18 protein-coding genes and 2 tRNA genes are annotated in these 24,930 nt (G+C 43.4%); 11 read left to right on the plus strand and 9 right to left on the minus strand.

The genetic code is table 11. From position 1 onward, the window contains the following. Positions 1 to 244 precede the first annotated feature (244 nt). A tRNA-Asn gene (locus GPLA_RS21540) sits at positions 245 to 321 on the minus strand. A 98-nt stretch (positions 322 to 419) separates the two neighbouring features. Continuing rightward, positions 420 to 496 (minus strand) — tRNA-Asn (locus tag GPLA_RS21545). A 1,045-nt stretch (positions 497 to 1,541) separates the two neighbouring features. Here GPLA_RS21545 and GPLA_RS21550 point away from each other — a divergent pair. From GPLA_RS21550 to GPLA_RS21560, 3 genes are all read left to right on the plus strand, one after another. Next, a complete protein-coding gene (locus GPLA_RS21550; protein WP_007107148.1) occupies positions 1,542 to 2,903 on the plus strand; it encodes an MATE family efflux transporter in 1,362 nt (453 codons plus the stop codon). A gap of 33 nt (positions 2,904 to 2,936) precedes the next feature. After that, positions 2,937 to 4,946, plus strand: a complete 2,010-nt coding sequence (gene uvrB / locus GPLA_RS21555; RefSeq protein WP_007107149.1) for an excinuclease ABC subunit UvrB — start codon at positions 2,937 to 2,939, stop codon at positions 4,944 to 4,946. A gap of 210 nt (positions 4,947 to 5,156) precedes the next feature. Next, complete coding sequence (locus GPLA_RS21560) at positions 5,157 to 6,077, plus strand: LysR family transcriptional regulator (RefSeq protein ID WP_007107150.1); 921 nt, start codon at positions 5,157 to 5,159, stop codon at positions 6,075 to 6,077. A gap of 153 nt (positions 6,078 to 6,230) precedes the next feature. Here the strand turns inward: GPLA_RS21560 and GPLA_RS21565 are convergent, their stop codons facing one another. Together GPLA_RS21565 and queC are read right to left on the minus strand one after the other, a co-directional pair. Further along, the gene (locus tag GPLA_RS21565; protein ID WP_007107151.1) at positions 6,231 to 8,960 is read right to left on the minus strand and encodes an ATP-binding protein; all 2,730 of its coding nucleotides are present in this window, start codon (positions 8,958 to 8,960) and stop codon (positions 6,231 to 6,233) included. A 246-nt stretch (positions 8,961 to 9,206) separates the two neighbouring features. Then, complete coding sequence (gene queC, locus GPLA_RS21570; protein ID WP_007107152.1) at positions 9,207 to 9,863, minus strand: 7-cyano-7-deazaguanine synthase QueC; 657 nt, start codon at positions 9,861 to 9,863, stop codon at positions 9,207 to 9,209. A 96-nt stretch (positions 9,864 to 9,959) separates the two neighbouring features. Here queC and queE point away from each other — a divergent pair, with 96 nt between their 5' ends. The 3 genes from queE (at position 9,960) to GPLA_RS21585 (ending at position 11,949) form a co-directional block, all read left to right on the plus strand. Then, a complete protein-coding gene (gene queE / locus GPLA_RS21575; RefSeq protein WP_007107153.1) occupies positions 9,960 to 10,643 on the plus strand; it encodes a 7-carboxy-7-deazaguanine synthase QueE in 684 nt (227 codons plus the stop codon). A 12-nt stretch (positions 10,644 to 10,655) separates the two neighbouring features. Further along, a complete protein-coding gene (locus GPLA_RS21580) occupies positions 10,656 to 11,090 on the plus strand; it encodes a hypothetical protein (RefSeq protein ID WP_007107154.1) in 435 nt (144 codons plus the stop codon). A gap of 76 nt (positions 11,091 to 11,166) precedes the next feature. After that, on the plus strand, positions 11,167 to 11,949 hold the full coding sequence (locus GPLA_RS21585; protein WP_040515672.1) for a hypothetical protein: 783 nt from the start codon (positions 11,167 to 11,169) through the stop codon (positions 11,947 to 11,949). A 112-nt stretch (positions 11,950 to 12,061) separates the two neighbouring features. Here the strand turns inward: GPLA_RS21585 and GPLA_RS21590 are convergent, their stop codons facing one another. Then, positions 12,062 to 13,069, minus strand: a complete 1,008-nt coding sequence (locus GPLA_RS21590; RefSeq protein ID WP_007107156.1) for a YhdH/YhfP family quinone oxidoreductase — start codon at positions 13,067 to 13,069, stop codon at positions 12,062 to 12,064. A gap of 369 nt (positions 13,070 to 13,438) precedes the next feature. Here GPLA_RS21590 and GPLA_RS21595 point away from each other — a divergent pair, with 369 nt between their 5' ends. Continuing rightward, positions 13,439 to 14,326: an SDR family NAD(P)-dependent oxidoreductase gene (locus tag GPLA_RS21595; protein WP_007107157.1), complete on the plus strand. Its 888-nt coding sequence runs from the start codon at positions 13,439 to 13,441 to the stop codon at positions 14,324 to 14,326. 132 nt (positions 14,327 to 14,458) lie between these two features. Here the strand turns inward: GPLA_RS21595 and asnB are convergent, their stop codons facing one another. Both asnB and GPLA_RS21605 read right to left on the minus strand, forming a co-directional pair. Continuing rightward, the gene (gene asnB, locus GPLA_RS21600; protein ID WP_007107158.1) at positions 14,459 to 16,129 is read right to left on the minus strand and encodes an asparagine synthase B; all 1,671 of its coding nucleotides are present in this window, start codon (positions 16,127 to 16,129) and stop codon (positions 14,459 to 14,461) included. A gap of 316 nt (positions 16,130 to 16,445) precedes the next feature. Continuing rightward, the gene (locus tag GPLA_RS21605) at positions 16,446 to 18,080 is read right to left on the minus strand and encodes a M28 family metallopeptidase (protein WP_007107159.1); all 1,635 of its coding nucleotides are present in this window, start codon (positions 18,078 to 18,080) and stop codon (positions 16,446 to 16,448) included. A gap of 86 nt (positions 18,081 to 18,166) precedes the next feature. Between GPLA_RS21605 and GPLA_RS21610 the strand changes: the two genes are divergently transcribed. After that, the gene (locus GPLA_RS21610) at positions 18,167 to 19,027 is read left to right on the plus strand and encodes a DUF3025 domain-containing protein (RefSeq protein ID WP_007107160.1); all 861 of its coding nucleotides are present in this window, start codon (positions 18,167 to 18,169) and stop codon (positions 19,025 to 19,027) included. A gap of 68 nt (positions 19,028 to 19,095) precedes the next feature. On the opposite strand, the gene GPLA_RS21615 is transcribed toward GPLA_RS21610, so the two are convergent. Continuing rightward, positions 19,096 to 19,800: a YIP1 family protein gene (locus GPLA_RS21615; protein WP_007107161.1), complete on the minus strand. Its 705-nt coding sequence runs from the start codon at positions 19,798 to 19,800 to the stop codon at positions 19,096 to 19,098. A 154-nt stretch (positions 19,801 to 19,954) separates the two neighbouring features. On the opposite strand from GPLA_RS21615, the gene GPLA_RS21620 reads away from it, so the two are divergent. Together GPLA_RS21620 and GPLA_RS21625 are read left to right on the plus strand one after the other, a co-directional pair. After that, positions 19,955 to 20,725 (plus strand): ATP-binding cassette domain-containing protein, encoded by a 771-nt coding sequence (locus GPLA_RS21620; RefSeq protein WP_007107162.1) that lies wholly within the window; start codon positions 19,955 to 19,957, stop codon positions 20,723 to 20,725. Between the two features lie 11 nt (positions 20,726 to 20,736). Continuing rightward, a complete protein-coding gene (locus GPLA_RS21625) occupies positions 20,737 to 21,930 on the plus strand; it encodes an ABC transporter permease (protein WP_007107163.1) in 1,194 nt (397 codons plus the stop codon). Positions 21,931 to 22,010: 80 nt separating this feature from the next. Here GPLA_RS21625 and GPLA_RS21630 read toward each other — a convergent pair whose 3' ends face one another. Next, positions 22,011 to 22,898 carry a DUF72 domain-containing protein gene (locus GPLA_RS21630; protein WP_007107164.1) on the minus strand — a complete coding sequence of 296 codons (888 nt, stop codon included), beginning with the start codon at positions 22,896 to 22,898 and terminating at the stop codon, positions 22,011 to 22,013. 242 nt (positions 22,899 to 23,140) lie between these two features. On the opposite strand from GPLA_RS21630, the gene aspS reads away from it, so the two are divergent. Beyond that, positions 23,141 to 24,919: an aspartate--tRNA ligase gene (gene aspS, locus GPLA_RS21635; RefSeq protein WP_007107165.1), complete on the plus strand. Its 1,779-nt coding sequence runs from the start codon at positions 23,141 to 23,143 to the stop codon at positions 24,917 to 24,919. Positions 24,920 to 24,930 lie beyond the last annotated feature (11 nt).

Consider the following 24,930-nt stretch of genomic DNA (forward strand, 5'->3'; position numbering starts at 1 on the left):
TAAACCCTGCCTATCAACGAAAAATTACACCTTAAATAGCCAGTAAACAAATTACTCCCATTGATAAATACAGATAATAAAGTCTGCGATATTTTATTGCCGTAATAATTAAGCACGTTACTGACAATACATCATTGGGAAATTAGGCGTTATTATCCAAGTAATCGTGCTGATTAACAACTTGATATGCAAATAGTTTGGAGGATTTTTAGAAGATAAGGAATGATTGAATTACGAGCCTGATTGGCTCCCCCTCCCCGATTCGAACGGGGGACCTGCGGATTAACAGTCCGTCGCTCTAACCAACTGAGCTAAGGGGGAATCATATATCAAACTTGTATACTTTTATAAAGTATACAAAACGTTTCGAATCGAAAAATTTCAAACCAATATTCTAAAAGCTATTGCCTCATGAACGTTGGCTCCCCCTCCCCGATTCGAACGGGGGACCTGCGGATTAACAGTCCGTCGCTCTAACCAACTGAGCTAAGGGGGAATCGTATAACGTCTGTTGAAGGCATTATATAAATATAATGTTTACCCTGTGGGGTGCTTCCAACGGGGGCGAATATTAATGAGCATACCGGCTTGTGTCAACACTGATTACAACTATTTTTAAGCTTTTTGTAGGTTTATTTTCCAATTGATTTTTATTCGTACAATCTGCCTGTGAAATTGGTCAAGAGTTGTACACTTTTAATAAAGCAATGATGGTTTCGCTCTTTTTCAATGGTTATAAAGGAGGGACTTAGCTAAATAGGTAGGCATATCAAAGGACAAGGATCATTGTGGTTTTAGGATGATCTGCACGTGCAGTTCCCATAGGGTTAAAAATGTTTTTATTGAGTTCCTATATAACTAATGGTTATTTAAATTACATTGATAGCTGTATGTATAATCAGTAGTTCATGAAAGTGTAACCTAGCGTACCTATACAAGGGGTTAGTGATGACTTACCAAGTGATCGTGCAATTCTCACTCAAGTTCACGGATTTGTTGAGGCGGGGATAGTTATCCACTATATCTGTGGATAAGTATGTGCATGAATTCACATTGCTTCTCGGGAGCCTACTAGATCCGTTGTCAATACGATTTCAAAAAAACTTCTGTTTTTTTGTTTTTTGTTATTAAAATCATGCTATTACGCTATTTATAAGACTTTTTTCAGTTAGCTTGGGTGATTTTCACCCAGCGCTTTTTAACTTGTGTGTTGTTTTCAACAACAAATTTAATTTTATTAAAATAGTGCTTGAAATTAATAAAATTATACCTGCTGTTTTTGTCGGAAAAGTAACAGATAAATGATCAATTCGTCCCCATATTCCTGTTAACTGGGGTAATGAAGGGCGTCCCATGTTACTTTTAGCATACAGTCATTGAAGGTGCTTGTTCTGACAAGACTCAATAGCGATTTCAAATGAAAATATAAAATTTCTGTCAAAAATAGCCTGGTTAATGCACGTATTTTGAAACAGCTTTTCGTTAGTCTTATGTGGTTGGTTAGCTTACTATGGCCGGCTAGTTAATAAAGGAACCATAGAGTGAGTCAAAAATCTGAATCGTCAGGCCGCCGCGATCTGTTAAACAGCCCTATTGGTAACACACTGAAAAACATGACCCTGCCCATGCTCGTTGGTATGGTAATGATGATGTCATTTGGCTTAGTGGATACGTTTTTTATTGGTTTATTGGGCACCGAAGAATTAGCCGCTATTAGTTTTACCTTTCCTGTCACCTTCACTTTGATCAGTTTACATATTGGCTTGGGCATAGGCACATCGGCTGTTATCGCCCGCTTTCTAGGCAGTGACAACCATGAGCAGGCTAAGGAGTCTGGCACGGGCGCTTTGATGCTCGCTTTTGTCTTGGCGGTGATATTGGCGCTATTGGGCGTGCTATCCATTACGCCTATTTTCACCTTGCTTGGTGCGACAGATCTGCTTCTGACACATATTCGTCAGTACATGGTTGTGTGGTATGCCGCAGGGGTGTTTTTAGCTATGCCTATGGTGGGTAACAGTATCTTGCGGGCGTCAGGAGACACGAAAACACCCAGTTACGTTATGGCTGGTGGGGGATTGATTAATGTGATCCTCGATCCAATTCTTATTTTTGGTTGGGGACCGATCCCCGCCATGGGTATGCAAGGAGCTGCACTGGCTACACTTATTGCTTGGGCATTAGGGTTAATCTACATATTGTATTTACTGGCTTACAAGCGGCGTCTTATTTTGCCACGTTTACTAAATTTGACTGAGTTACAGCGCACCATAGGCGGGATCCTAAAGATAGGTTTACCTGCAGCTGGGGCAAATATGTTGACTCCCATTGCGGGTGGCATTTTAACGGCCGTGGTCGCTAGTTATGGACCTGGTGCTGTTGCAGCTTGGGGGGTGGGTGGTCGCCTAGAATCCATTGCCAGTATCGTCATTTTAGCCTTGTCTATGTCGCTGCCGCCTTTTATTAGTCAAAACTTTGGGGCGAACAAACTGTCTCGTGTGTCAAAAGCTTATCAACTTTGTGTACGCTTTGTTGTGGTCTGGCAATTGTTCGTGTTTGCCGGTTTCTATCTGTTATCTGGGGTGCTCGCAAGATTATTTTCCACAGAGCCAGAAGTGATCAGCCTTATTCAAACCTATTTGATGATCGTTCCTTTAGGCTATGGCGTACAAGGGATTGTTATTTTAACTAACTCGTCCTTTAATGCGATGCACCTACCGATGTCAGCACTTTTGATGAGTGTTTTGCGCTTGTTTGTATTTTTTGTGCCCATATCCTATTTAGGCAGTTATTTATTCGACCTCAAAGGTATGTTTTGGGCCGGTATCGTGGCAAATGTACTGACAGCGGCCGTGGCCTATATCTGGTTCAGCCGCTCAATTGCTAAGCGCATCGCTGGGTAATTTTGTTTTCTCATTTTAAAAAAAGGATCATCAATGGCTCGTCCATTTCAACTTACGTCTAATTATTCACCGGCAGGGGATCAACCTAAAGCCATTAAGGCGTTAGTGGAGGGGTTAGAGAGTGGCCTTGCCGCCCAGACGTTACTCGGGGTAACCGGTTCAGGTAAAACCTTTACCATGGCAAATATTATCAATGAGGTACAAAGACCCACATTAATATTGGCACATAATAAAACGCTCGCCGCGCAATTATACGGTGAGATGAAGGAGTTTTTTCCAAACAATGCGGTTGAGTACTTCGTATCCTATTACGATTATTATCAACCTGAGGCCTATGTACCTTCCAGCGATACCTTTATAGAGAAAGATGCCTCAATCAACGCGCACATCGAGCAAATGCGTTTGTCTGCAACTAAGTCGCTAATGGAACGTCGAGATGTGGTGATTGTTTCCAGCGTGTCGGCAATCTATGGTTTAGGCGACCCTGATTCTTATATGAAAATGCTGGTGCATTTTCGTCAAGGCGATATCATGAATCAGCGAGATATCCTGCGTCGTTTAGCTGAAATTCAGTATAGCCGTAACGATATTGCTTTTGAACGGGGCACGTTTCGGGTACGCGGTGATGTCATTGATATCTTTCCTGCAGACTCCGAACGAGAGGCCGTGCGTGTTGAATTATTCGACGAAGAAGTCGAGCGGATCAGTATATTTGATCCGTTAACCGGGGCGGTGGAAAAAACCGTAGCCAGAGCGACTATCTTCCCAAAAACGCACTACGTGACCCCTCGGGAAAAAATTGTCGATGCAATTGAGCATATAAAAGTAGAACTTAAAGAGCGTAAGGCGCAGTTGTTGTCGGTCAATAAGTTGGTTGAAGAGCAGCGCATTAGTCAGCGCTGTCAGTTTGATATGGAAATGATGCAAGAACTCGGCTATTGCTCGGGTATTGAAAATTATTCGCGCTATTTATCAGGCCGTACACCGGGCGATCCTCCGCCCACGTTGATCGATTATTTTCCCGCAGATGGCTTGATGTTTATTGATGAGTCCCATGTGACGGTTTCACAAATTGGCGCCATGTACAAAGGTGACCGTTCACGTAAAGAAACGTTAGTGGAGTATGGTTTTAGGTTACCTTCGGCATTGGATAACCGCCCATTGAAGTTCGAAGAGTTTGAGCAAATTGCCCCCCAGACTATATATGTGTCAGCTACGCCGGGTAAATACGAGTTAGCCAAAACGCCTGACGATATTGTTGAGCAGGTTGTTCGCCCCACAGGCTTGATTGATCCTGAAATAGAAATTCGCCCAGTTGGGACACAAGTTGATGATTTACTGTCAGAAATTGAGAAGTGTGTTGCACTTAACGAGCGGGTGTTGGTCACCACGCTAACCAAGCGGATGTCAGAAGATTTGAGCGAGTACCTTGATGAACACAATGTCAAAGCGCGGTACCTGCATTCAGATATTGACACGGTAGAACGAATTGAAATTATTCGTGATCTGCGCCTCGGTAAATTTGACGTATTAGTAGGGATCAACTTGTTACGAGAAGGACTCGATATGCCTGAGGTATCCTTAGTGGCTATTCTTGATGCAGATAAAGAAGGTTTCTTGCGCTCTGACCGCTCCTTGATTCAAACCATGGGGCGTGCTGCAAGACATATTAATGGCCGAGCGATTTTATACGCTGACCGTATTACCGGCTCTATGCAGCGAGCCATAGATGAAACCGACAGGCGGCGGGAAAAACAGCGAGCGCATAATAAAAAGCATAACATAGTGCCTACACAATTGAGTAAACCGATTACCGATATCATGGATGTAGGTGAAGGGGGAGGACAGGGCAAGGTGTTGTTGCGCAAAGTGGCTGAATCAGGCAAGAAATATAATGGTTTAAGCGCCCCTGAGCTGATGAAAAATATCGCTGAATTGGAAAAGCAAATGTTCCAGTTGGCGAAGGATCTAGAATTTGAGCAAGCGGCGTCGCTGCGGGATGAAGTGGAATTATTGCGTCAGAAGTTGGTAGATATCTCCTGAGTATGACTTATTGTCCCTAATAGGGAAGATATATAGCTTTGACCTGAATATCTTGGGTAAATTAAATGGGCGTTTCACGACGTTTACTTCACTTTGGGTATTTTTAGTGACGGTTAACGTCTCTTTGAGGATATTTACATTGTAATCACATTTCGCCTTGCCTATTATATGTATTAGTATCAATAACTATACCTATAAGCGGTGCTAACTATGATTAACCGTCTGCAAGAGTCAGATATAAAGCTATTGCGCGTGTTTTATGCCGTTGCGTCATGTAACGGTTTTACTGCTGCTGAATCCGTGTTGCGGATGCAACGTCCTAATATCAGTGCTGCCATTAAAAAGTTAGAAGACCGCCTAGATCTGGTGTTATGCCATCGTGGACGAGGTGGCTTTCAGATGAGTAAAGAAGGTGAGGTGGTATTTCAAGAAACCAAACGTATCTTTAACTCGTTCGATAACTTCGTGTTTAACCTTAAAAGCTTACATGATGATTACTCAGGACATATTACCCTCGTCATGATGGCTGGTTTACCGCTTAATTATCACCTTGCGGTGAGTCAAGCGGTGAAAAGTACCATGAAAAAATTCAACGACATTCATGTGAACATTCAAACCCGTTTATACAACGAAGTTGAACATGTTGCCTTGTCCGGTGAATGTCATTTAGTACTCTCCACTTATGATATGGTGAAACCAGAGTCAGTCACTTTTCACCCTATCGATGTTAAGTGTCGCGGCCGCTTATACTGTGCTCCCACGCACCCGTTGGCTAAATACGCTGACGGTATCCCTGACACCGTTAAAATTGATGATTACCCTGCTATTGGCATTTCGGGTCTGTCATCGGGGAATTACATCGACGGAGAACGGAGACTCTCCATTCAAACATTTTCAGATTCGTATGATGCCTGTTTATCTGCGATCATGACTGGGGAGTATATGGGGCTGCTGCCTGATTATATGCTTGAGCACCAAGGAAAAGGATTAGGCTTGGTGAGTATTAAGAATCGCCAGTTTGAATTTAACCACGAGCTCTTTGTCATGAATGGTAAAAACACCCGCTTAAATCCTGTGTTACGCCATTTAATAAAAGAAGTCGCTTACTTCATTCAACAGACGGAAAAGTAAACACAAGCCGACGTTAACTGATGATATGTTCAAGCTACTGGATAAATGTGGTTGGCTATTTTTAGGTGTTATTCTTCGGCTTTTCCATTAAATTTTGACCCATAGACATTTTCACTCGGTTCACTGACCGGGTGAGTCTGAATAGGTTGTGCATCAGGCCAAATAACTAAGCAGGGTCGCGGTGAGCTTTTCGATGTTCACCGGTTTACTCACATGTTCATTAAAGCCCGCTTCTTCAGCTTGTTGCTTACTTTCTTGCATCACATCTGCTGTCAAAGCAATGATAGGCAATGCCGTTTTATCAAAGCTTTCTCTAATTTTGCGTGTGGCAGCGTAGCCATCTAACACGGGCATTTGGCAATCCATCAAGACCAGATCAAATTTATGATGGGTTGCTGCTTCAACCGCTAATGCACCGTTGCTAACAACCAGTGTTTTAAGACCCAGACTGTTCAGGATTTCAGTAATGACGACTTGGTTAATATCATTGTCTTCCGCCACTAATATGCGTTTTCCGAACAGTGCACTGGCATCTTTTAACGTCTCTTTTTCTGGGGGCTTCGGCATATGTTGCACAGTCGGCAAGGTTAAGGTTAGCGTGAATTCGCTGCCCTTATCAGTTTCACTTTCTATCGTTAAGTTACCTTGCATAAGGTGGGTTAGTTCGTTGGATATCGCTAAGCCCAAACCTGTTCCGCCAAACCGTCTGGTAGTGGATGTGTCAGCTTGTGAGAAGGCGCGGAATAAGTTCCCTTGCTGAGCTTGGTTGATGCCAATGCCGGTGTCTTTCACCCTTATTTGGATACGAGCGGTGGATGATGGTGTATCACACTCGAGTAAAGTTGCACTCAGAGTGATGCTTCCTTGTTGAGTGAATTTAATCGCGTTGCTGCAAAGGTTAATAATAATTTGCTCTATGCGCAGAGGATCACCTTGGTAGAACAGAGCAGCTGGTAGCTCATCTTCGAATTTCCAGCTGAGGTTCTTTATGCGAGCACTGGGTTCAAACATAGTCGAGGCTCGATCGAGAATTTCGTGCAGATCAAATTCTACCTGTTCGAGTACCAGCTTCTCCGATTCTATTTTCGAGATGTCTAAAATATCGTTGATAATGGCCAACAGAGTATTGGATGAGCTGGCTATTTTATTGATATAAGATTGGTGTTCACGAAGATCATCAGAGCGCTTTGCCAATTGTGAAAAGCCAATAATCGCATTGAGTGGCGTACGGATCTCATGGCTCATATTCGCTAAAAATTGGCTCTTTGCCTGATTCGCTTTGTCTGCTTCATATTTCGCTAATGCAAGGGCCTGGGTGCGAATTTCAACTTTACGTCTCAAGACGGCCTGACGATTATTCATCAGTAGAATCAAGGTCATGGAAAACGCGACTATCACAACTTGGAAAATTGAAAAAAACATCGAAAAACTGTATTGATGATGGATCAAGTACTGTGTTTTGGGTGCTAAATCCAGTCGCCACTTTTGTCCTGGCAGTGAAATGGGCAGTGAGATGAAATGAGCACGATTATGTAAACTAGGGTGTTGGGCATGGGTACTACTAGCGAAAATCTCATGCCCGCCGTTTTCTGACACTTCAAAATCGAATATGTTAAGAGCACTCTGGGGTAAACCAGCATTGAGGGTTTGGGACACCAAAAATACACCTGTTGCATAACCACGAATATGTAAACCTAGTGAGTCGTCATACACAGGGGCGAATAGTAAATAAGCAGGTTGGGAAATATTCGACTGTACCAACTGGATAATCGGTGTGGCTGACAGTTGATAGGGGGTTGCCGATTGTGTCAGGGCTGATTTACGTATGGGATTTGAGTACACGTTGAAACCGATGGCAGCTTCATTGCTTTGTTCGGGGTTAATAAATTTTACAAATACTATGGGATCGTCTTTGTCGAGCGGTTGGCCTGATATCGTTACTGGACGTTGGTAAATATCGCTCATTTCAGCTTGATTCGCATCCCGCTCGTCAACTGCAATACGTGGATTCCACGATAGTGCCTTAAGCATAGGTTGTTGTTGCATGAGGTGTTTTGAAAACTTGACGAAATCCTCTCGGGTTAACGTTGGGGTCGATTGAACATGATTAGCCAACGTTTGAAGCTGATGATTACTTTCACTTATGGCTCTGTGTATGCGTGTTTCAATAAGCTGACGTTCACGCTTAGCAAGTGCTAGGGCGTTTTCGTAATTGTAGTTAGAAAACAAAATAGAGCTTAATGATAAGGCAAGAAATAACAGGCTGCTTATGATCAAGACTAAGAATCTGCTTTTGCGGTTGCCTAAACGGAAAACCAGCATATCGAGCAAACTCAAGATAAATGGTGCAGCCAGTAATACCCCTAACGTATCGCCCATCCACCACATGAGTACGTTATTCCAATAATGGGTGTCAGTAAAAGCGGGATTAAAATAACTCAGGGCGAATATGCCCACATTGGCAGAAATAAGATTGGATGCGAGCCCAACCAATAGCACAAATAAAATGGCCGGTTTGTCCGATTTAAGATTTAACGGATTACCTAACCAAAATCTTAATATGCCGCCACCCGCCATGCCTTGAAGTGCGGCCCCTGTGCCGATGGCGAGGTTTTCAAATATTGGCGCCAAATTATCAGCACCGATAGCCGGACCTTGGTAGATAACGAAGTTGTAGGCCATTGAGGCCACCAGAACTGCGGGGAAAAAACGCCACCACCACAGGTAACAGCCGACCAATGCTACCCCAGCAGGCAACCATATGGACACAACTTCGGATTGTTTCAACACAGTGGTTAAACTATAAGCCACAATAAAGTAGGCGAGCGCCACAATTACGTACAAGCGCTTGGAAAGCAAATGGGAGGGGATTTGACGTTTCATGTAAATTGACACCACATTAGCTGCCAATTACTAACAACGCGAAAACAATCATTCTTTTTGCAACAACGATAGCTTATCAACAAATGTATCCTGCAATAATCGTAATGAATTATTTAAAGCTTGATAGTGATTGTAAATCCCCAATAAATCAAATTCATCGGGGATAAATCATTTGTACTAACCATGTTCATAATGTGAATAACACTATAAATTTTAAAGGCTTACTACCATATTTCGGAAGAGTTCTTACTCGTAGGTTAACGGATCCTGGGTGTTATTTTTCTCGAACGCCTCTAAACGTTCTTGGCAAGCACCGCATTTTCCGCAGGCTTTTTCACGGCCGTTGTAACAGGTCCATGTAAGGTTGTAATCAAGTCCCATCTTGAGTCCAGCCGTTAATATGTCAATTTTACTTTGGTATAAAAACGGTGAGACAATTTCAACTTTCTCATAATTGGCGATAGCACACACATCGTTCATTCGTTCCACAAATTCTGGGCGACAATCAGGGTAGATGGCATGATCGCCTGAATGAGCACCGTAATACACTTTAGAGGCATCTAATGACACGGCATAACCCACCGCCATGGACAATAAAATCATATTGCGATTAGGTACGACTGTTTGCTTCATGCTTTCTTCTGCATAATGTCCTTCTGGGATATCGATGTCAGAGGTGAGAGATGAACCGCCGATCAGTTCATTAATTGCCGAGATATCGATAATTTTATGAGATACCCCCAAGTTCTGACAGGCGCGACTTGCGTAATCCAACTCTTTACTGTGGCGTTGACCGTAATTAAAGGACAAGGCATAGACTTCGTATCCATCATTAGCCGCCATGTTCAGAACGGTAAAGGAATCCATACCACCAGAAAAAATTACTACCACCTTTTGTACCATTTGCTCAGCTTCTCTATAATCGACCGTTTCTAGATGCTAATGTTAAGTCATTCGGTCTGAAAATCCCAGATAACCCTAGGTAAAACCACAGGAAAGATGTTGAATACATACAAGATAAACGAGGTTTTTGAATCTCTTCAGGGCGAAGGCGCACATACGGGGGTGCCTTCTATTTTTATTCGCCTACAAGGATGCCCTGTTGGCTGCCCTTGGTGTGACACCAAACACACCTGGACAGTGGATGAAAATCTACAGGTCGAGGCTGCACAAGTCATGGCGCAAAATGAGGACACTGAGCAGTGGTTTTCCCATACACCGCAGCAATTATTAAGCTTATTCAAAGCACAGGGGTATACGGCAAATAATATTATTTTGACCGGTGGCGAGCCGTGTATGTATGACTTGACTGAGCTTTCCACCGTATTGCTTGATAATGGCTACAGCGTACAAATTGAAACCAGTGGCACCTATGAAATTTTGACTCATGGGGACACCTGGGTCACGGTATCACCGAAAGTGAATATGCCGGGCAAACGTAATGTGTTAAAAAGCGCTATGTTAAGAGCCAACGAAATCAAGCATCCGGTGGCTATGCAAAAACACATTGATGAATTAGAAGATGTATTGCTGTTGTTAGAGGGGGAGGGAGCGCCTAAACCATTGATCTACCTTCAACCTATCAGTCAGCAAAAACGAGCAACTGAATTGTGCATTAAAACCTGTATCGCGCGGAATTGGCGATTATCGTTACAAACCCACAAATTTATTGGAATTGAATAACCAAGGTTTTTTATGCAACGTGAAGCACTGAAATTTTTAACAGATTATGCCCATGCACTCGACCGACATGACGTTGAGCGATTAATTGATTTTTGTTTGTTACCCACTGTGGTGATGAATGATCATGATAAACTTGTCTTCATGCAAGGAGAAGACTTGGCAAAAGCCTGTCGTGTGTTAGTGACGCGTTTAGGCGAAGCAAATATTGTTAAACATTTGCCACACTTAATTCAAGCAATTCCCTTGTCTGACACACTACATTTTCTTAAAATGCGTTGGCAATTATTGGACGCCAATGAGCAAGTGGTGTCTACCTGCGCCACGTCTTATACACTGCAGCAAGTGGCTGATGGCAGTTTAAAGATTATTGTAGCCGTGGTGAATGATGACCAAAAATCGTTGTTTCACTTTTTTTCGAAAAAGAGTGAGGAAGAAAGTATTGATTAAGTCTCTGGCTGTGTTTGCCTTGTTAGTGACATTTAGCGCACAAGCAGCAACATGGCGTATTACCTATCCTAGGCCAATGTCTGATTCAGATAAGCGTTCCATTTATCCAGTCAAATTATTGGCCTTAGCGCTTGAGCAAACGGGTGTGCAATATTCTTTAATGCCTTCAGAGCGCATTATGTTGCAAAATAAAGCACTGAAACGATTAATGGACAGCCGTGATGTAAATGTCGTTTGGAGCGTAACGGATAAGCAAAGAGAACAACAACTATTGCCTATACGCATTCCTATTTATAAAGGCTTGATAGGTTGGCGGTTATTGTTAATACGAGATGATATGCCCGCGCGCTTTAAGTACGTGCAAAAACTTGAGCATTTGATCAAGCTTATTCCTGTCCAAGGCCGTGATTGGCCTGATACTAAGGTGCTACAAGCCAATGGCTTTAATGTTACCGTAGACAATGCCTACGGTAACCTTTTTAATCTGCTACGCCGAGCCCAAGGCGATTTTTTTCCGCGTTCATTGGTAGAAGTGTGGGACGAAATTGACAACCCAGCCTACAACTCTGACTTGATGGTTGAGAAGGAGATTGCCATTCGTTATCCGGCAGCCATGTATTTTTTCGTTAATAAAAAAAGTCGACCCTTAGCAAATCTGCTGGAAAAAGGCATCGAAAAAGCCATTGCTGATGGCTCATTTGAACAACTTTTTGTACACACTTTTCAGGCCAAGTTAGACCGCGCGAATATGCCTAATCGCCATGTGTTTGAATTAGAAAATAGCTTTTTACCTACAGCGACGCCTCTAGAGCGTAAAGAATTATGGTATCACCCAAATGAACAAAAGCAGGGTCAATAACGGCTTTAGCTTTATCGGTATTAAATCGAAACAGAAAAAAGGCCTTCTCACGATCAAGTGTGAAGGCCTTTTTTTTCGACTTATTCATTAATATCAGCAGATATCAGCGATGTTACGCGTTTTGAACGTTAACCACATAACGACCCACCACTTGACCTTTAAAGAATCGGTCTAAGTACTCAGGCGTTTCTGCCAGTGATATTTCTTGTTGGTAATTCTCCAAATTAGGCAATTTCATGTCGGTCGCCACGCGGTGCCATATGTGTTTTTTGTCCGCAAGGGGGATATACACTGAATCAACGCCCAATAGCGAAATACCCCGGGTGATAAATGGGATCACGCTCATGGCTATTTCAGCAGATGCAGCTAAGCCTACAGAAGCGACACCGCCGCCTGCTTTTAATTGTTTCAGTAAGCCGGTTAAATAATCCCCGCCAAGGGTATCGATCCCGTGTGCCCACTTTGTTTTTCCTGCGGGTAGGTCTTTGACTTCTAACATCACATCTCGGTGTAGAATTTCGCTGGCGCCTAAGGCTTTCAATTTATCGGACTGTTCTGGTTTTCCAGAGAACGCTACCACGTTATATCCCAACTGTTTTAGTAGCGCGATACTGATGCTACCGACACCACCAGTAGCCCCTGTTACTGCCACTGGACCATCACTGGGTTTGGCGCCCATTTTTTCTAATTTTTGAATACACAAAGCTGCGGTTAACCCGCCTGTACCATAGGTCATGGCTTCTTTAAGCGAAAGCGTTTTAGGGCAAGCTACTGCCCAATTAGCAGGTATGGAAATCATTTGTCCTAGGCCGCCGGGGGTATTCATGCCTAAGTCGTATCCGAAGACCAAGACCTGTTGACCCACTTCGAATGTGCCGGATTTATCACTTACCACTATGCCAGCAGCGTCAATGCCTGGCGTATGCGGAAAATGCTGACTAATGCGCTTATTACCACTGGCTGACATTGCATCTTTGTAGTTCAATGAAGAGTAGTGGACTTGGATCAGCAGGTCATTTTCAGGTAATTCACTGATGTTGCGCTCGACCACACTTTTGGTAAAAGTATGATCCTGTTGTTCTTCAACTAACAAAGCTTTAAATGTTTTGGCTTGAGTCATAAATTTTGTACTCCTATTATAGGAAATTGGCATAGCTTACTAGGATAACGCTCTAAACATAACGAAAGGGCGATATATGATGTAATGCTTACTATGCTATTGGAAACCATTCGGTAGTAGGGCTAACATTATATTACTACTACATGTTGGGGATACATAAACGGATTCAAGGGTGCGCCGAATTTTTATTGCCGCAATTACCTTAGCGGATTTTCTATTCACCATATTAAGTCAGGTGAATTAAGCAAATAAAGTATGTAAAACATACGACGCGACATACTCTGAATTTAAAGAGGATCACACAGGCTGATTTTCACGCTTGATTGGTTTAATCATGTCTGGTTAAGAAACGCTGAATAAGGAATAACAATGTCGAATGAATTTAATGGTAAAACGGCGATAATCTCAGGTGCGGCTGGCGGGATTGGTTTTGCCCTAGCTGAAGCTCTGGGTAAGCAAGGCATGAATATTGTGATGGGCGATATTGATATTCAGGCATTAGCGGTATCACGGCAGTCATTGCTTGATAAAGGCGTCAATGTCTTAGCCTGTGAACTCGATGTAACCGATTTTAAACAATGGCAAGATGTTGTCCAACGAGCTAAAAGTACTTATGGCAAGGTGCATATGGTGATTAACAATGCCGGTGTCGGTGGGATCCCTGGAAAAATAGAAGACACTGAGCATGAAACGTGGCGCTGGGTGATGGATGTGAATGTGATGGGTGTCCTGTTCGGTGCTCAGGCATGCGTTCCTGCTATCAAAGAGCATGGTGAGGGCGGGTGGATCGTCAATGTGGCCTCAATGGCTGGTATGTTAGGTATGCCTTACGCAGGCGCATATTGTGCGTCTAAAGCTGCGGTGGTTTCAATGACTGAAAGCTGGGCAGTGGAACTGCAATCCCACAACATTCACGTGTCGGCATTGTGTCCAGCATTCGTAAAAACCCGTATTCATGAATCTCATCGCAATCGTCAAGCTAAATACGCAGTGTCTGCTGAAAACCGTCAAGATAAAAAGAAACTACAAGCAGGCGCAAATGCCGCGACGATAGCTGTGGAGTCGGGTATTCCTGCTGGTGTGTTAGCCCAGCGAGTGCTGGAAGCGTTGAAGTCGAAGCAGATGTATATTTATACTCATCCGAATTACCGTAAAGTGACCAGTGGACGCTCAAAAGCGATTGATAATGCTTTTGTCGATGCCCAAGAAAGCCCAGCTGTGGGGCACTTAGTGAACGATGAAATCGTCACGTTTTAATCATTGGCTATAAATTAAAGGAGCGTAAGCTCCTTTTTTATTATCTATTATTCAGTTATCTACACTATTTTTCGGACATAAAAAAACCGCCGAAGCGGCTTTTCCAACAATCCGTTAATTGCATTTACTCAATTAGTTAGCTTGTTTGTGTATATCACGCATTGCACGACCAGACGGGTCAGCGTTACCTTTAAAGCTGGCGTCCCATTCTAATGCTTCAACTGTACTGCAGGCGATTGATTTACCGCTAGGTACGCAGTTTGCTGCACTTTCTTGTGGAAAGAAGCTTTCAAACACAGTACGGAAGTAATAGCCTTCTTTCGTATCTGGTGTGTTGATAGGGAAACGGAACGTTGCGGTTGCCAGTTGCTGATTGCTAATATCTTGTTCAACTTGTGCTTTAATCGAATCAATCCATGAATAGCCTACGCCATCACTGAATTGCTCTTTTTGACGCCACAACACTTCTGCTGGTAAATACTCACCATTATCGAAAGCTTTACGTAAAATCCATTTTTCCATTTTACCGTCAAGACACATTTTGTCTTGTGGGTTTAGGCGCATAGCCACGTCTAAAAATTCTTTATCTAAGAAGGGTACGCGAGCTTCCACACCCCAAGCTGAGGTAGATTTGTTAGCTCGGGCGCAATCGAACATGTGTAAACGTTCGAGCTTACGCACGGTTTCTTCGTGGAATTCTTTCGCATTTGGCGCTTTGTGGAAATACAAATAGCCACCGAAAATTTCATCTGCACCTTCACCTGACAATACCATTTTAATCCCCATCGCCTTTATCTTACGGCTCATGAGGTACATGGGTGTGGCAGCGCGGATAGTCGTTACGTCATAGGTTTCGAGGTGATAAATCACGTCGCGAATCGCATCTAAACCCTCTTGTACGGTGAAATGTACTTCGTGGTGTACCGTACCAATCATTTCTGCCACTTTTTGTGCAGCGATTAAATCAGGTGCACCTTCAAGACCGACGGCGAAAGAATGCAGTCGCGGCCACCAAGCATCAGACTCGTCATTATCTTCAACGCGCTTAGCCACGTATTTAGCAGCAATAGCGGATACCAGAGACGAATCTAAACCGCCGGACAATAATACGCCGTAAGGCACGTCAGACATCAAGTGTGATTTCACTGATTTTTCGAAAGCGACTTTCAAGTCGTTTAAATCAGTGGTGTTGTTCTTAACGTTTTCATAGTCCATCCAGTCGCGCTGATAATATTTTTTCAGCTCGCCTGATTTGCTCCACAAATAATGTCCTGGAGGAAATTCCTGCACCGTTTTACATACGGGAACCAATGACTTCATTTCTGAGGCAACATAAAAGTTACCAAATTCATCATAGCCAGTGTACAAAGGAATAATGCCCATGTGATCCCGAGCAATGAGGTAAGCGTCTTGGGCTTGATCGTAAAGTACGAACGCGAACATACCCTGCAATTGGTCAATAAACTCAATGCCTTGCTGTTCGTATAAAGGAAGAATAACTTCACAATCAGATTTGGTTCTAAAATCGTACTCTTGGGCTAAATTCTGCTCAAGTGCCTTGTGGTTATAGATCTCACCATTGACGGCAAGAACATTATTATTATTTCGGCTGATAAGTGGTTGCGCGCCTTTGTCGACGTCAACGATCGCTAAACGCTCGTGACACAAAATGGCATTATCATTATTCCATACGCCTGACCAATCAGGACCGCGATGACGCAGTAATTTGGAAAGTTCTAATGCTTGCGTTCTAAGTTCTGTCACATCAGTTTTGATGTCCAGAATGCCGAAAATACCACACATAAAAAGGCTTCTCTCTTTTGGTTATTTGTTACTAACTCATATAGCTGAATGGCTTGGTTAAAATGAAACCAAACATGCGTGCTGGGGAAAGTGGTGGTTATTGTATTTATTATTACTTTCTTGCAGCCTTGAATTTGCCAGCATGAGAAAAAAAAGCAAGGGGAAACTGTAATTTTTTTACACTTGTTGGCTATTAGTTAGATTAAGTGTCGTTTATTGGCATTAATCTACGCCAATTTCCCGAGATGGGCGGGGATGACCGGCCAAATAGTGAAAAATTCAGCCGGTTGCAATCACGAGTTTCTAGCAGATAAAGTTAGTGGCGTTGAAACTCACTGCTAGCACTCCACTTAGGCCAGTCCGTTGATTGGGCAATATCGTAACCCACTTCGAATAGCAGTTGGCTGTCTTCACGTACGCCGGAAAAATCCCAGTTTTCACGGAATTGATCACAAACTTGATGGTAACACCCCGTAATCACTACTTTAGCCCGCTTTTTATAGGCTGCCGTTTGCTCATCAATAGGGGTATCTCCTCCCTTTGCATACAAGGCTGGCACACCTTGTTTCGCAAAGCTGAAGTGATCAGAACGGTAATAAGAACCGGCTTCTGGCCGCGACTCTTGCGTCAATGTACGGTTTTGGCGACTGGCCGCCTTGGCTAAATAGGTTTCTAACTCAGATTTACCCATACCTACAACTGACACATCTTTGGTGCGCCCAAGTACGTTCATGGCATCCATGTTGAGATTCGCAATGGTTTTATCAAGAGGAATGATAGGGTGTTCTGCGTAATATAATGAACCCAGCAAACCTTGCTCTTCGGCGGTAACAATCAGAAATGTCACCGAACGTTTAGGAGCGACATTTAGTTCTTTAAAAGCTTTTGCAATCGTCAATGCGGTAGCTGTGCCAGTGGCATTATCGTGAGCGCCGTTATAAATCTGGTCTCCATCTTTGCTTTCATCTTTACCTAAATGGTCCCAGTGGGCACTGTAAATTACATGCTCGTCTGGGGTTTCGGACCCAGGTAATGTGGCGATAACATTTTGGCTAACGGACTTTTTCATGGTGCTGTTAACGGTTACCGATGCCTTTTGTTTGAGGCTTTTATGGTACGGGCCTTGAAGGGCCTTGGCTTTTTCCTGTGCGAAGTCTAAACCTGCGTCAGCAAAGACTTTTTTCGCGGCATCATTTGACAGCCAGCCTTCAATGGCAACCCGATCCGCATTGCCATTGTCACTGACTAAACTGTACTGGGGGCCGCTCCAGCTATTGGCGACCACTGACCAACCATAGGATGCTGGGGCGGTTTCGTGCACTATGATAGCCGCGGCAGCGCCTTGACGACTGGCTTCTTCGTATTTATACGTCCAACGACCATAGTAAGTCATGGTTTTACCTTGAAATTTACCACTGTCAGGGTTCTCAAAACCAGGGTCATTGACCAAAATTACCACTGTTTTACCTTTTACATCGAGCCCAGCATAGTCATTCCAATCGTACTCTGGTGCATTGACCCCAAAGCCGACGAATACCACGTCTGAATCAGTTACACTGACCTGACTTTGTTCACGCTTAGTGGATGCAATCATACCTTTTTTATATTCAAAACGGTTGTCACCTATGGTCATGGCCATATCAGCTGACGCGGTCATTTCCAATAAATTCACGGCTTGTAAATAGCTGTTGCCATTACCGGGCTGATAGCCCATTTCTTTAAAATTACGGATCAGGTAGTCAAGGGTAACCTGTTCGCCTTTAGATGTGGGCGATCGCCCTTCGAATTCATCCGATGACAAGGTTTTAGTATGTGCTTTTAGGGTGGCATCGGTAATACTTTGATACGCATGTGTAAAGTCGTTTTCTGAGCTTTTATTGTCGTTACTCACACCACAGGCAAATAAAGTCGCGCTGAGTAGTGGAATAGCCGCCAGTTGAATTTTTTTCATTGTTATATTCACCTAGTTTGGATTTGCTTGAAAATCATACCCATTCTTTCGATAAAGCTAAGCCTAGCAAGAATGGAATTGATATAATGCCAGCCATTAGTTTACTCGCAACGAATTTAGTTTGTTATTTTATGTCTTTACCGTGGAATCAACTCTTTACACAGCAGATTGCTTGCCAACCTTTAGCTCATCTCGACACTCAGTTTTTGTTAACCGGTATGCCTATGTGGCCCAATGCACGGGGCTTAAATGAATTGAAAGCAAAAGCATCCCTGGCGCAGTCAAGTGTGTCGGAATTTGTCTGTCAAAGTTCACTTGCTACCAGTGATGATTATTACGAGCAAATTATTTATAAGCGAAAACAAATACCGACTCGCCCAAACAGCTGGCATGACCTATTTAACGGACTCGTATGGCTGCAATATCCAAAAACGAAAACGCTGCTTAACCAATTGCATATTGAGGATATTGAGCTGCACGGCCTGAGCCCGCGCACGCGTCAACGTAACCACATTACCCATTTCGACGAATGTGGTGTGATCCTGACCATCGAATGCTCCACTGGTGAGATGGTTACTGAGTTATTGAGAGCGCATCATTGGCTTGAAGCCATGCATGAGATGCGCAATGCTTGGGGAGATACCATTCATGCCCGCATGTTTGGTCATGCGAATTATGAGATGTTGCTCAACCCGTTTATTGGTTTAACGGGAAAGTGGTTAGCCGTTAATGTACAAAAAGGCTTTTCACAACGCAGTATTGCTCAGCAAAATGCTGAGATAGATGCTTGTTTACCTGCAACTATTCAAAATGATGGACTATTTAAACAGCCTAAACCACTATCTCCTTTGCCGCTATTGGGATTACCCGGTTGGAGCGGGCTAAATCAAGACCCGCAGTTTTATCATAACCGTGAATATTTTCGCCCTAAACGAGTCCGTTCATAATTGTGCAGTTAGCGCTTATTGGGTAACGGGTACGCAAGCAGGGCCCATGTTAATTTGAGCCAAATAAATTAAAACAAAAGATATAAGGCCCAAAGTGTCCAAATAATAAGGCAGGGTATAAAGGCGATTAGTAGCGCTCGTCGCCACGTTATTACGACCCATTGGGATAGGCCGATCGCGATCAAGTACATACTCCAAATAGTTTCCAGTTTAATACTGCTTGCCAGCCCAAAACAGGCAGAGGTTGGCGGTATAGCAAACAGAAACGATAAGGCGCTAGGAGATATCGCATCAAAGTTGATTTGAGCATTATTGGCAAAATATAAAATACCGACACTGAGCAATGCCCCTAGGCACGAGGGCAGCAATACCCACCAAGTAAAACCGAACCAGTCACCATAACTATGGATATTTTCAGGATCGACTTTAGTGGTGATGGTCAGGTATCCGGCGGTAATAGCAACGAACATTAACAGCATCAAAAACGGTGTGATGATGGTGCCTATTATACCTTGTGTGACATTCAATGAGGCGCGTATGCTTTGTTGCTCGCCTGGGCTTATATTGGCAAATTGGCTGTCGATGATACTGTCTTTGTACCACTGAAAATCCACCATCTGAAAATAATAGTAAACTGGTAATATAGCCGCCAATGTCACAAGTATGAAGGCGACCCAGGACCAATTGTGTTGCCCTTTCAGTGCCAGAAACGTCGCTCTAGGTTGGCTCAGTATCCCAATACATGCTGAAAACGGGTTAAGTTGACTGCCCATGAAACCTATCCTTGTTTAAAATGCTATTTGCTTAAATAGTTGACTAATAATCTGATTTTAAACGTTATTGTAATCTTTTTCAGCTACTAGACAGCCATTGCATACTGTAAAGTGATAAACCATCAACCGCCTTAAGGCAGATAAAGGGAAGGGAATGATAGAGATAGTTGGCTTAGGCAAAAAGTTTTCAGTGGAAAACCCCAAAAAATTGAGTGAGCAAGAGCGTAAAGATCCGCGTTTGAAAGGGCGTTTCTTTCATTCTGTTGTTGATGTCTCATTTGCTTGCCAGCCTGGACAAGTGTTGGGTTTACTCGGGCCTAATGGTGCGGGCAAAACCACCACGTTACGTATGTTATCAACGGCACTGAAACCGGATACGGGAAGCGTTCATATCAATGGTACTGATGTGTTGCAAAATCCTATTGTAGCTCGTAAAAAAATAGGTTTTTTATCGGGTTCAACAGGCTTGTACGGACGTTTAACTGGACGGGAAAATATAGAATACTTCGCCAAATTACACGGTATAAGTCAAGCTCAATTCGTGGCAAGAATCGATGAGTTAGCCGATTTACTCGACATGCATACCTTCTTAGATCGCCGCAGTGAAAACTTCTCTACTGGGATGAAGCAAAAAATTGCTATCGCTCGTGCAGTAGTGCATCAACCTGAAGTCGTCATTTTAGATGAACCTACTACGGGCTTAGACATTATGGCGACCCAAACCGTACTGAGTTTCATCCGTGGTCTTAAGAAACAAGGGATACCGGTTATCTTTTCGACACACCACTTAGATGAAGTGAGTGAGTTGTGTGACTGCGTGACGGTTATTGATCAAGGAGTAAGTAAATTTAATGGCTCGTTAAGTGACTTTAGCCAATTAGCCGATGGTTCATTACATCAAGCCTTTTTAGCCAGCATTAAATAGGGAGCCTTAATATGTGGTTAGTTTTTTCAAAAGAAATAAAAGAATTACTTCGGGATAGAAAAACGCTGTTTTTCATGATTGCATTACCCATTTTGGTTTTTCCGTTAATTTTTGGTGGCATGGCGTATTTTACTACCCAAGCTTTTGCCAAAGCAGAAAATAAAGTGCTCAAATATGGGGTGGTTAATTCTCAGTATTCTGCGCAGATTAGTGCAGAATTCTCGGCATCTGAGCTATTTGAACAGGTCAATATTGATGCGAATGATGACTATGCAGAACTGATTAAAAATGATCGCGTCGACTTTGTGATAGTGCTGCCAGATAACGATGGAGCAGACATACTTACGAGCGGCCAATTAGCGATCAATTTGTACCTCAACGATGCTGGACTTAACCTTATATATAATCGGGTAAATAGTATAATTGAAAAATATGCTATTCAATATCAGCAGGCCGCATTTGCCCATCTGAATGTTTCCCCTGATCAGCAAGTAGCGCTGTTAAAGCCGATTGTTTTGAGTAAGGTCAGCACGGCGGATCAACGAGAGAGTTGGGGAGAGAAAATTGGCGGTATGCTGCCTTATTTGTTATTTATTTTATGCTTTCAGGGAGCGATGTTTCCAGCAACAGATATTGCCGCGGGTGAAAAAGAGCGCGGCACATTAGAAACCTTACTGATTTCACCTATTGATCGAACAAAAATCGTTTTGGGTAAGTTTTTGACGATAGCCTGCGCTGGTGCTACCACAGCGCTTATCACAGTGTTAAGCATGGCAATATGGGGCTTAGTGTTAAGTCGGGGATTCGCCATGCAGTTTGTGGCGGATTTTATGAGCCAAATTGGGGTACTTGATTTCGTATTGATGTTTTTAATGCTCATACCGCTGGTGGCCATTTTTGCCTCCGTATTGCTCAGTATTTCTATTTACGCCCGCAGTTTCAAAGAAGCGCAAAGTTACATGGGACCGTTGGTCATCATGGTCATTATTCCTGTGATGGTTGCATTACTACCTGGTGTTGAGCTTAAAGGCGGATGGGCATGGGTCCCGTTGACTAATGTGGCATTGGCCATGAAAGAACTGGTTAAGGGCACGATGGACTACTTCCAGTTAATTGCCATTTTTGGCTCAACTGCGCTGATTGCGCTATTGCTGCTTGGCTTTTGTGTGTACTGGTTTAAACAAGAAAAAGTATTGTTCAGATAAGTAGACGTTGATAAACCTGAGTAAATAAGTCATTAGATACGCTGGCTGGCTTGGTGAGCCCATGGGTTTTTATCGTAAACTCAAAATATCGACAATTGCTGGGTTGCAGTTTGGGCGCTTGGTAGGAATAAATCCGGTAGCGTGGCGTGAGGAAACGTGAGGTTATAGTCACGAACAAAGGCTGATGCTAACCACGGCGCATCTTTATTGTCAGGCATATGAAAGAATAATGATGGTTGTTTGCCTTCATCTAACCACTGCTTTGTTTTGCGTATCCATGGTTGATAATACGGTCTACTTTTGGCGATATCTTGCTGGCCGACAAAGCGCACTAGCGGTGCATTGCCAGTAGCAATGACATGTGTGGGAACTTTGGGCTTTTTGCCTTGGACATCAAGCAACAGTTCACGTACTGACGGTGCATATTGCTCTGGTTCACAGGCGAATAGTGCCCGAGTGTCCATGATTACCCGATTGGCTTGATGGGCAATTAAGAGCTGATTCAGGGCTTTTTCGTCATCCCCTTTTTTGAAAAATGCTATGTGACGTACTTCTACGCTTACCGTTATATTTGACGGAATACACCTAAGAAACACGGCAAGCTGATTGAGCTGAACGGGGGAAAACTGTTTTGGAAGTTGCAGCATAACGCCTCCAAGAGTGGGGCCTAAATGCGCTAAGTTTTTCATTGTTTCCGCTATCCGCGCTTGGCTGATATCAAGCTGTCCGGAATGGCTAATTGTGCGTGGTATTTTTAAAATAAAACGAAAGTTTGGTCCTACGGTGTCACGCCATTTAAGCAAGGTGTCCACACTCGGCAGATGATAAAAACTGCTGTTACATTCGACGCTGTTAAATAACTGGCTGTATGCCTGTAGTGGGACGACTTTACTTTTAGGAGCAGGATAAAGATTGCCGAACCATGCATCGTGGGTCCAAATGGGGCAACCTATATTGACTCTGGGCATAACGGCTCTCAAAAATGTGATGAACAACGGTAACAAGGATCACATTTTAGGTTAATGCTATTTTATTGAATATATTACTGAGTAAAAAACAATGTGCGGTTTATTTGCGCAACTCTTGCATTAAGTTAGCTGTTTGCGGGTATGACATGCTCAGCCCCTTGGGGATCGACAGCTTTGGGTATATACTACGCGGCCTTAATTTTCATATATTTTAGTAGCTTGGTTTAGAGGCTTTTTCCATTATGCGCACAGATTACTGCGGCAACATTAATGCATCACACATCGGACAAACAGTCACACTTTGCGGTTGGGTTAACCGACGTCGAGATTTAGGCGGGGTTATTTTCATCGATTTGCGTGATCGCGAAGGGATTGTACAAGTCGTTTATGATCCAGATCTGGCTGAGTTGTTTAATACTGCCAGCAGTTTACGCAGTGAATTCTGTGTTCAAATTGAGGGACTCGTGCGCGGCCGTCCTCAGGGGCAAGTCAATAAAGATATGGGGACCGGTGAAATTGAAATCTTAGGTAAAGGCCTAACGATATTAAATAAAGCGGCGGTATTACCTTTAGACAGCAATCAAGAAAACTCTGAAGAGCAGCGTTTAAAATATCGCTACCTTGATCTTCGTCGTCCTTTAATGAGCGATCGCTTGAAGTTTCGTGCGAAAGTGACCAGCGCAGTGCGCAGTTATTTAGAAGGCGATGGCTTTTTAGATATCGAAACGCCTATTTTAACCAAAGCCACACCTGAAGGTGCGCGTGATTATTTAGTGCCAAGCCGCACACATAAGGGCAAGTTCTTCGCTTTACCTCAGTCTCCACAGTTGTTTAAGCAATTGTTAATGATGTCTGGGATGGACCGTTATTACCAAATTGTTAAATGTTTCCGTGACGAAGATCTACGTGCCGATCGTCAGCCTGAATTTACTCAAATTGATATTGAAACAACCTTCTTAAGTGCTGAACAGGTAATGGAAATCACTGAAGGCATGATCCGCAACTTGTTTATGAAAATGCTCGACGTGGATCTGGGTGTCTTTCCGCAAATGACCTATGCCGATGCCATGCGCCGTTTCGGTAGCGATAAACCCGATTTGCGTAACCCACTTGAACTCGTGGATGTGGCCGATATTTTAAAAGACGTTGAATTCAAAGTGTTCTCTGGTCCAGCTAACGACGCAAAAGGCCGCGTGGCGGTTATCCGCGTGCCTGGCGGTGCAAGCATGACTCGCAAGCAAATCGATGAATACACCAAATTTGTGGGTATTTACGGTGCTAAAGGTTTGGCTTGGATGAAAGTTAACGACATCGATGCTGGAGTGGATGGCTTACAATCACCGATACTGAAATTCTTAGGTGAAGATGTGGCTAAACAAGTATTGACGCGAGTGGCAGCACAAAGCGGAGATATTTTATTGTTTGGCGCTGATAACGCGACCGTTGTTACTGAAGCCTTAGGCGCATTGCGCCTGAAAGTAGGTGAAGATTTAGATTTGCTTCAAGGCCAGTGGAAACCGCTTTGGGTCATAGATTTTCCTATGTTTGAAGAATTTGACGGCCAGTTCCACGCGTTACATCACCCGTTTACGGCACCACGCGATATGACTGCTGATGAACTAGCTGCAGATCCAGCCAACGCCTTGTCAAATGCTTATGACATGGTACTAAATGGCTGCGAGTTGGGCGGAGGTTCTGTTCGTATTCACGACCAAGAAATGCAAGCTAAGGTCTTTAATATCTTAGGGATTAGTGATGAAGAAGCCCAAGTGAAGTTTGGCTTCTTACTCGAAGCGCTTAAATTCGGTGCGCCGCCTCATGCAGGTTTAGCATTTGGCTTGGACCGTTTGGTTATGCTTATGACCGGCGCGACCTCTATTCGCGATGTCATGGCGTTTCCAAAAACGACGACTGCTGCATGTCCACTTACGGATGCACCTGGATTTGCCAATGATGAGCAACTAAAGGAATTGTCAATTAAAACGCAGATTGCTCAGGATAAAGCGTCAAGCTCGGAGTAAGTTTTCTGCAA

Origin of the sequence: Paraglaciecola polaris LMG 21857 (assembly GCF_000315055.1) — a bacterium.
In the GTDB taxonomy this organism is placed as follows: Bacteria; Pseudomonadota; Gammaproteobacteria; order Enterobacterales; family Alteromonadaceae; genus Paraglaciecola; species Paraglaciecola polaris.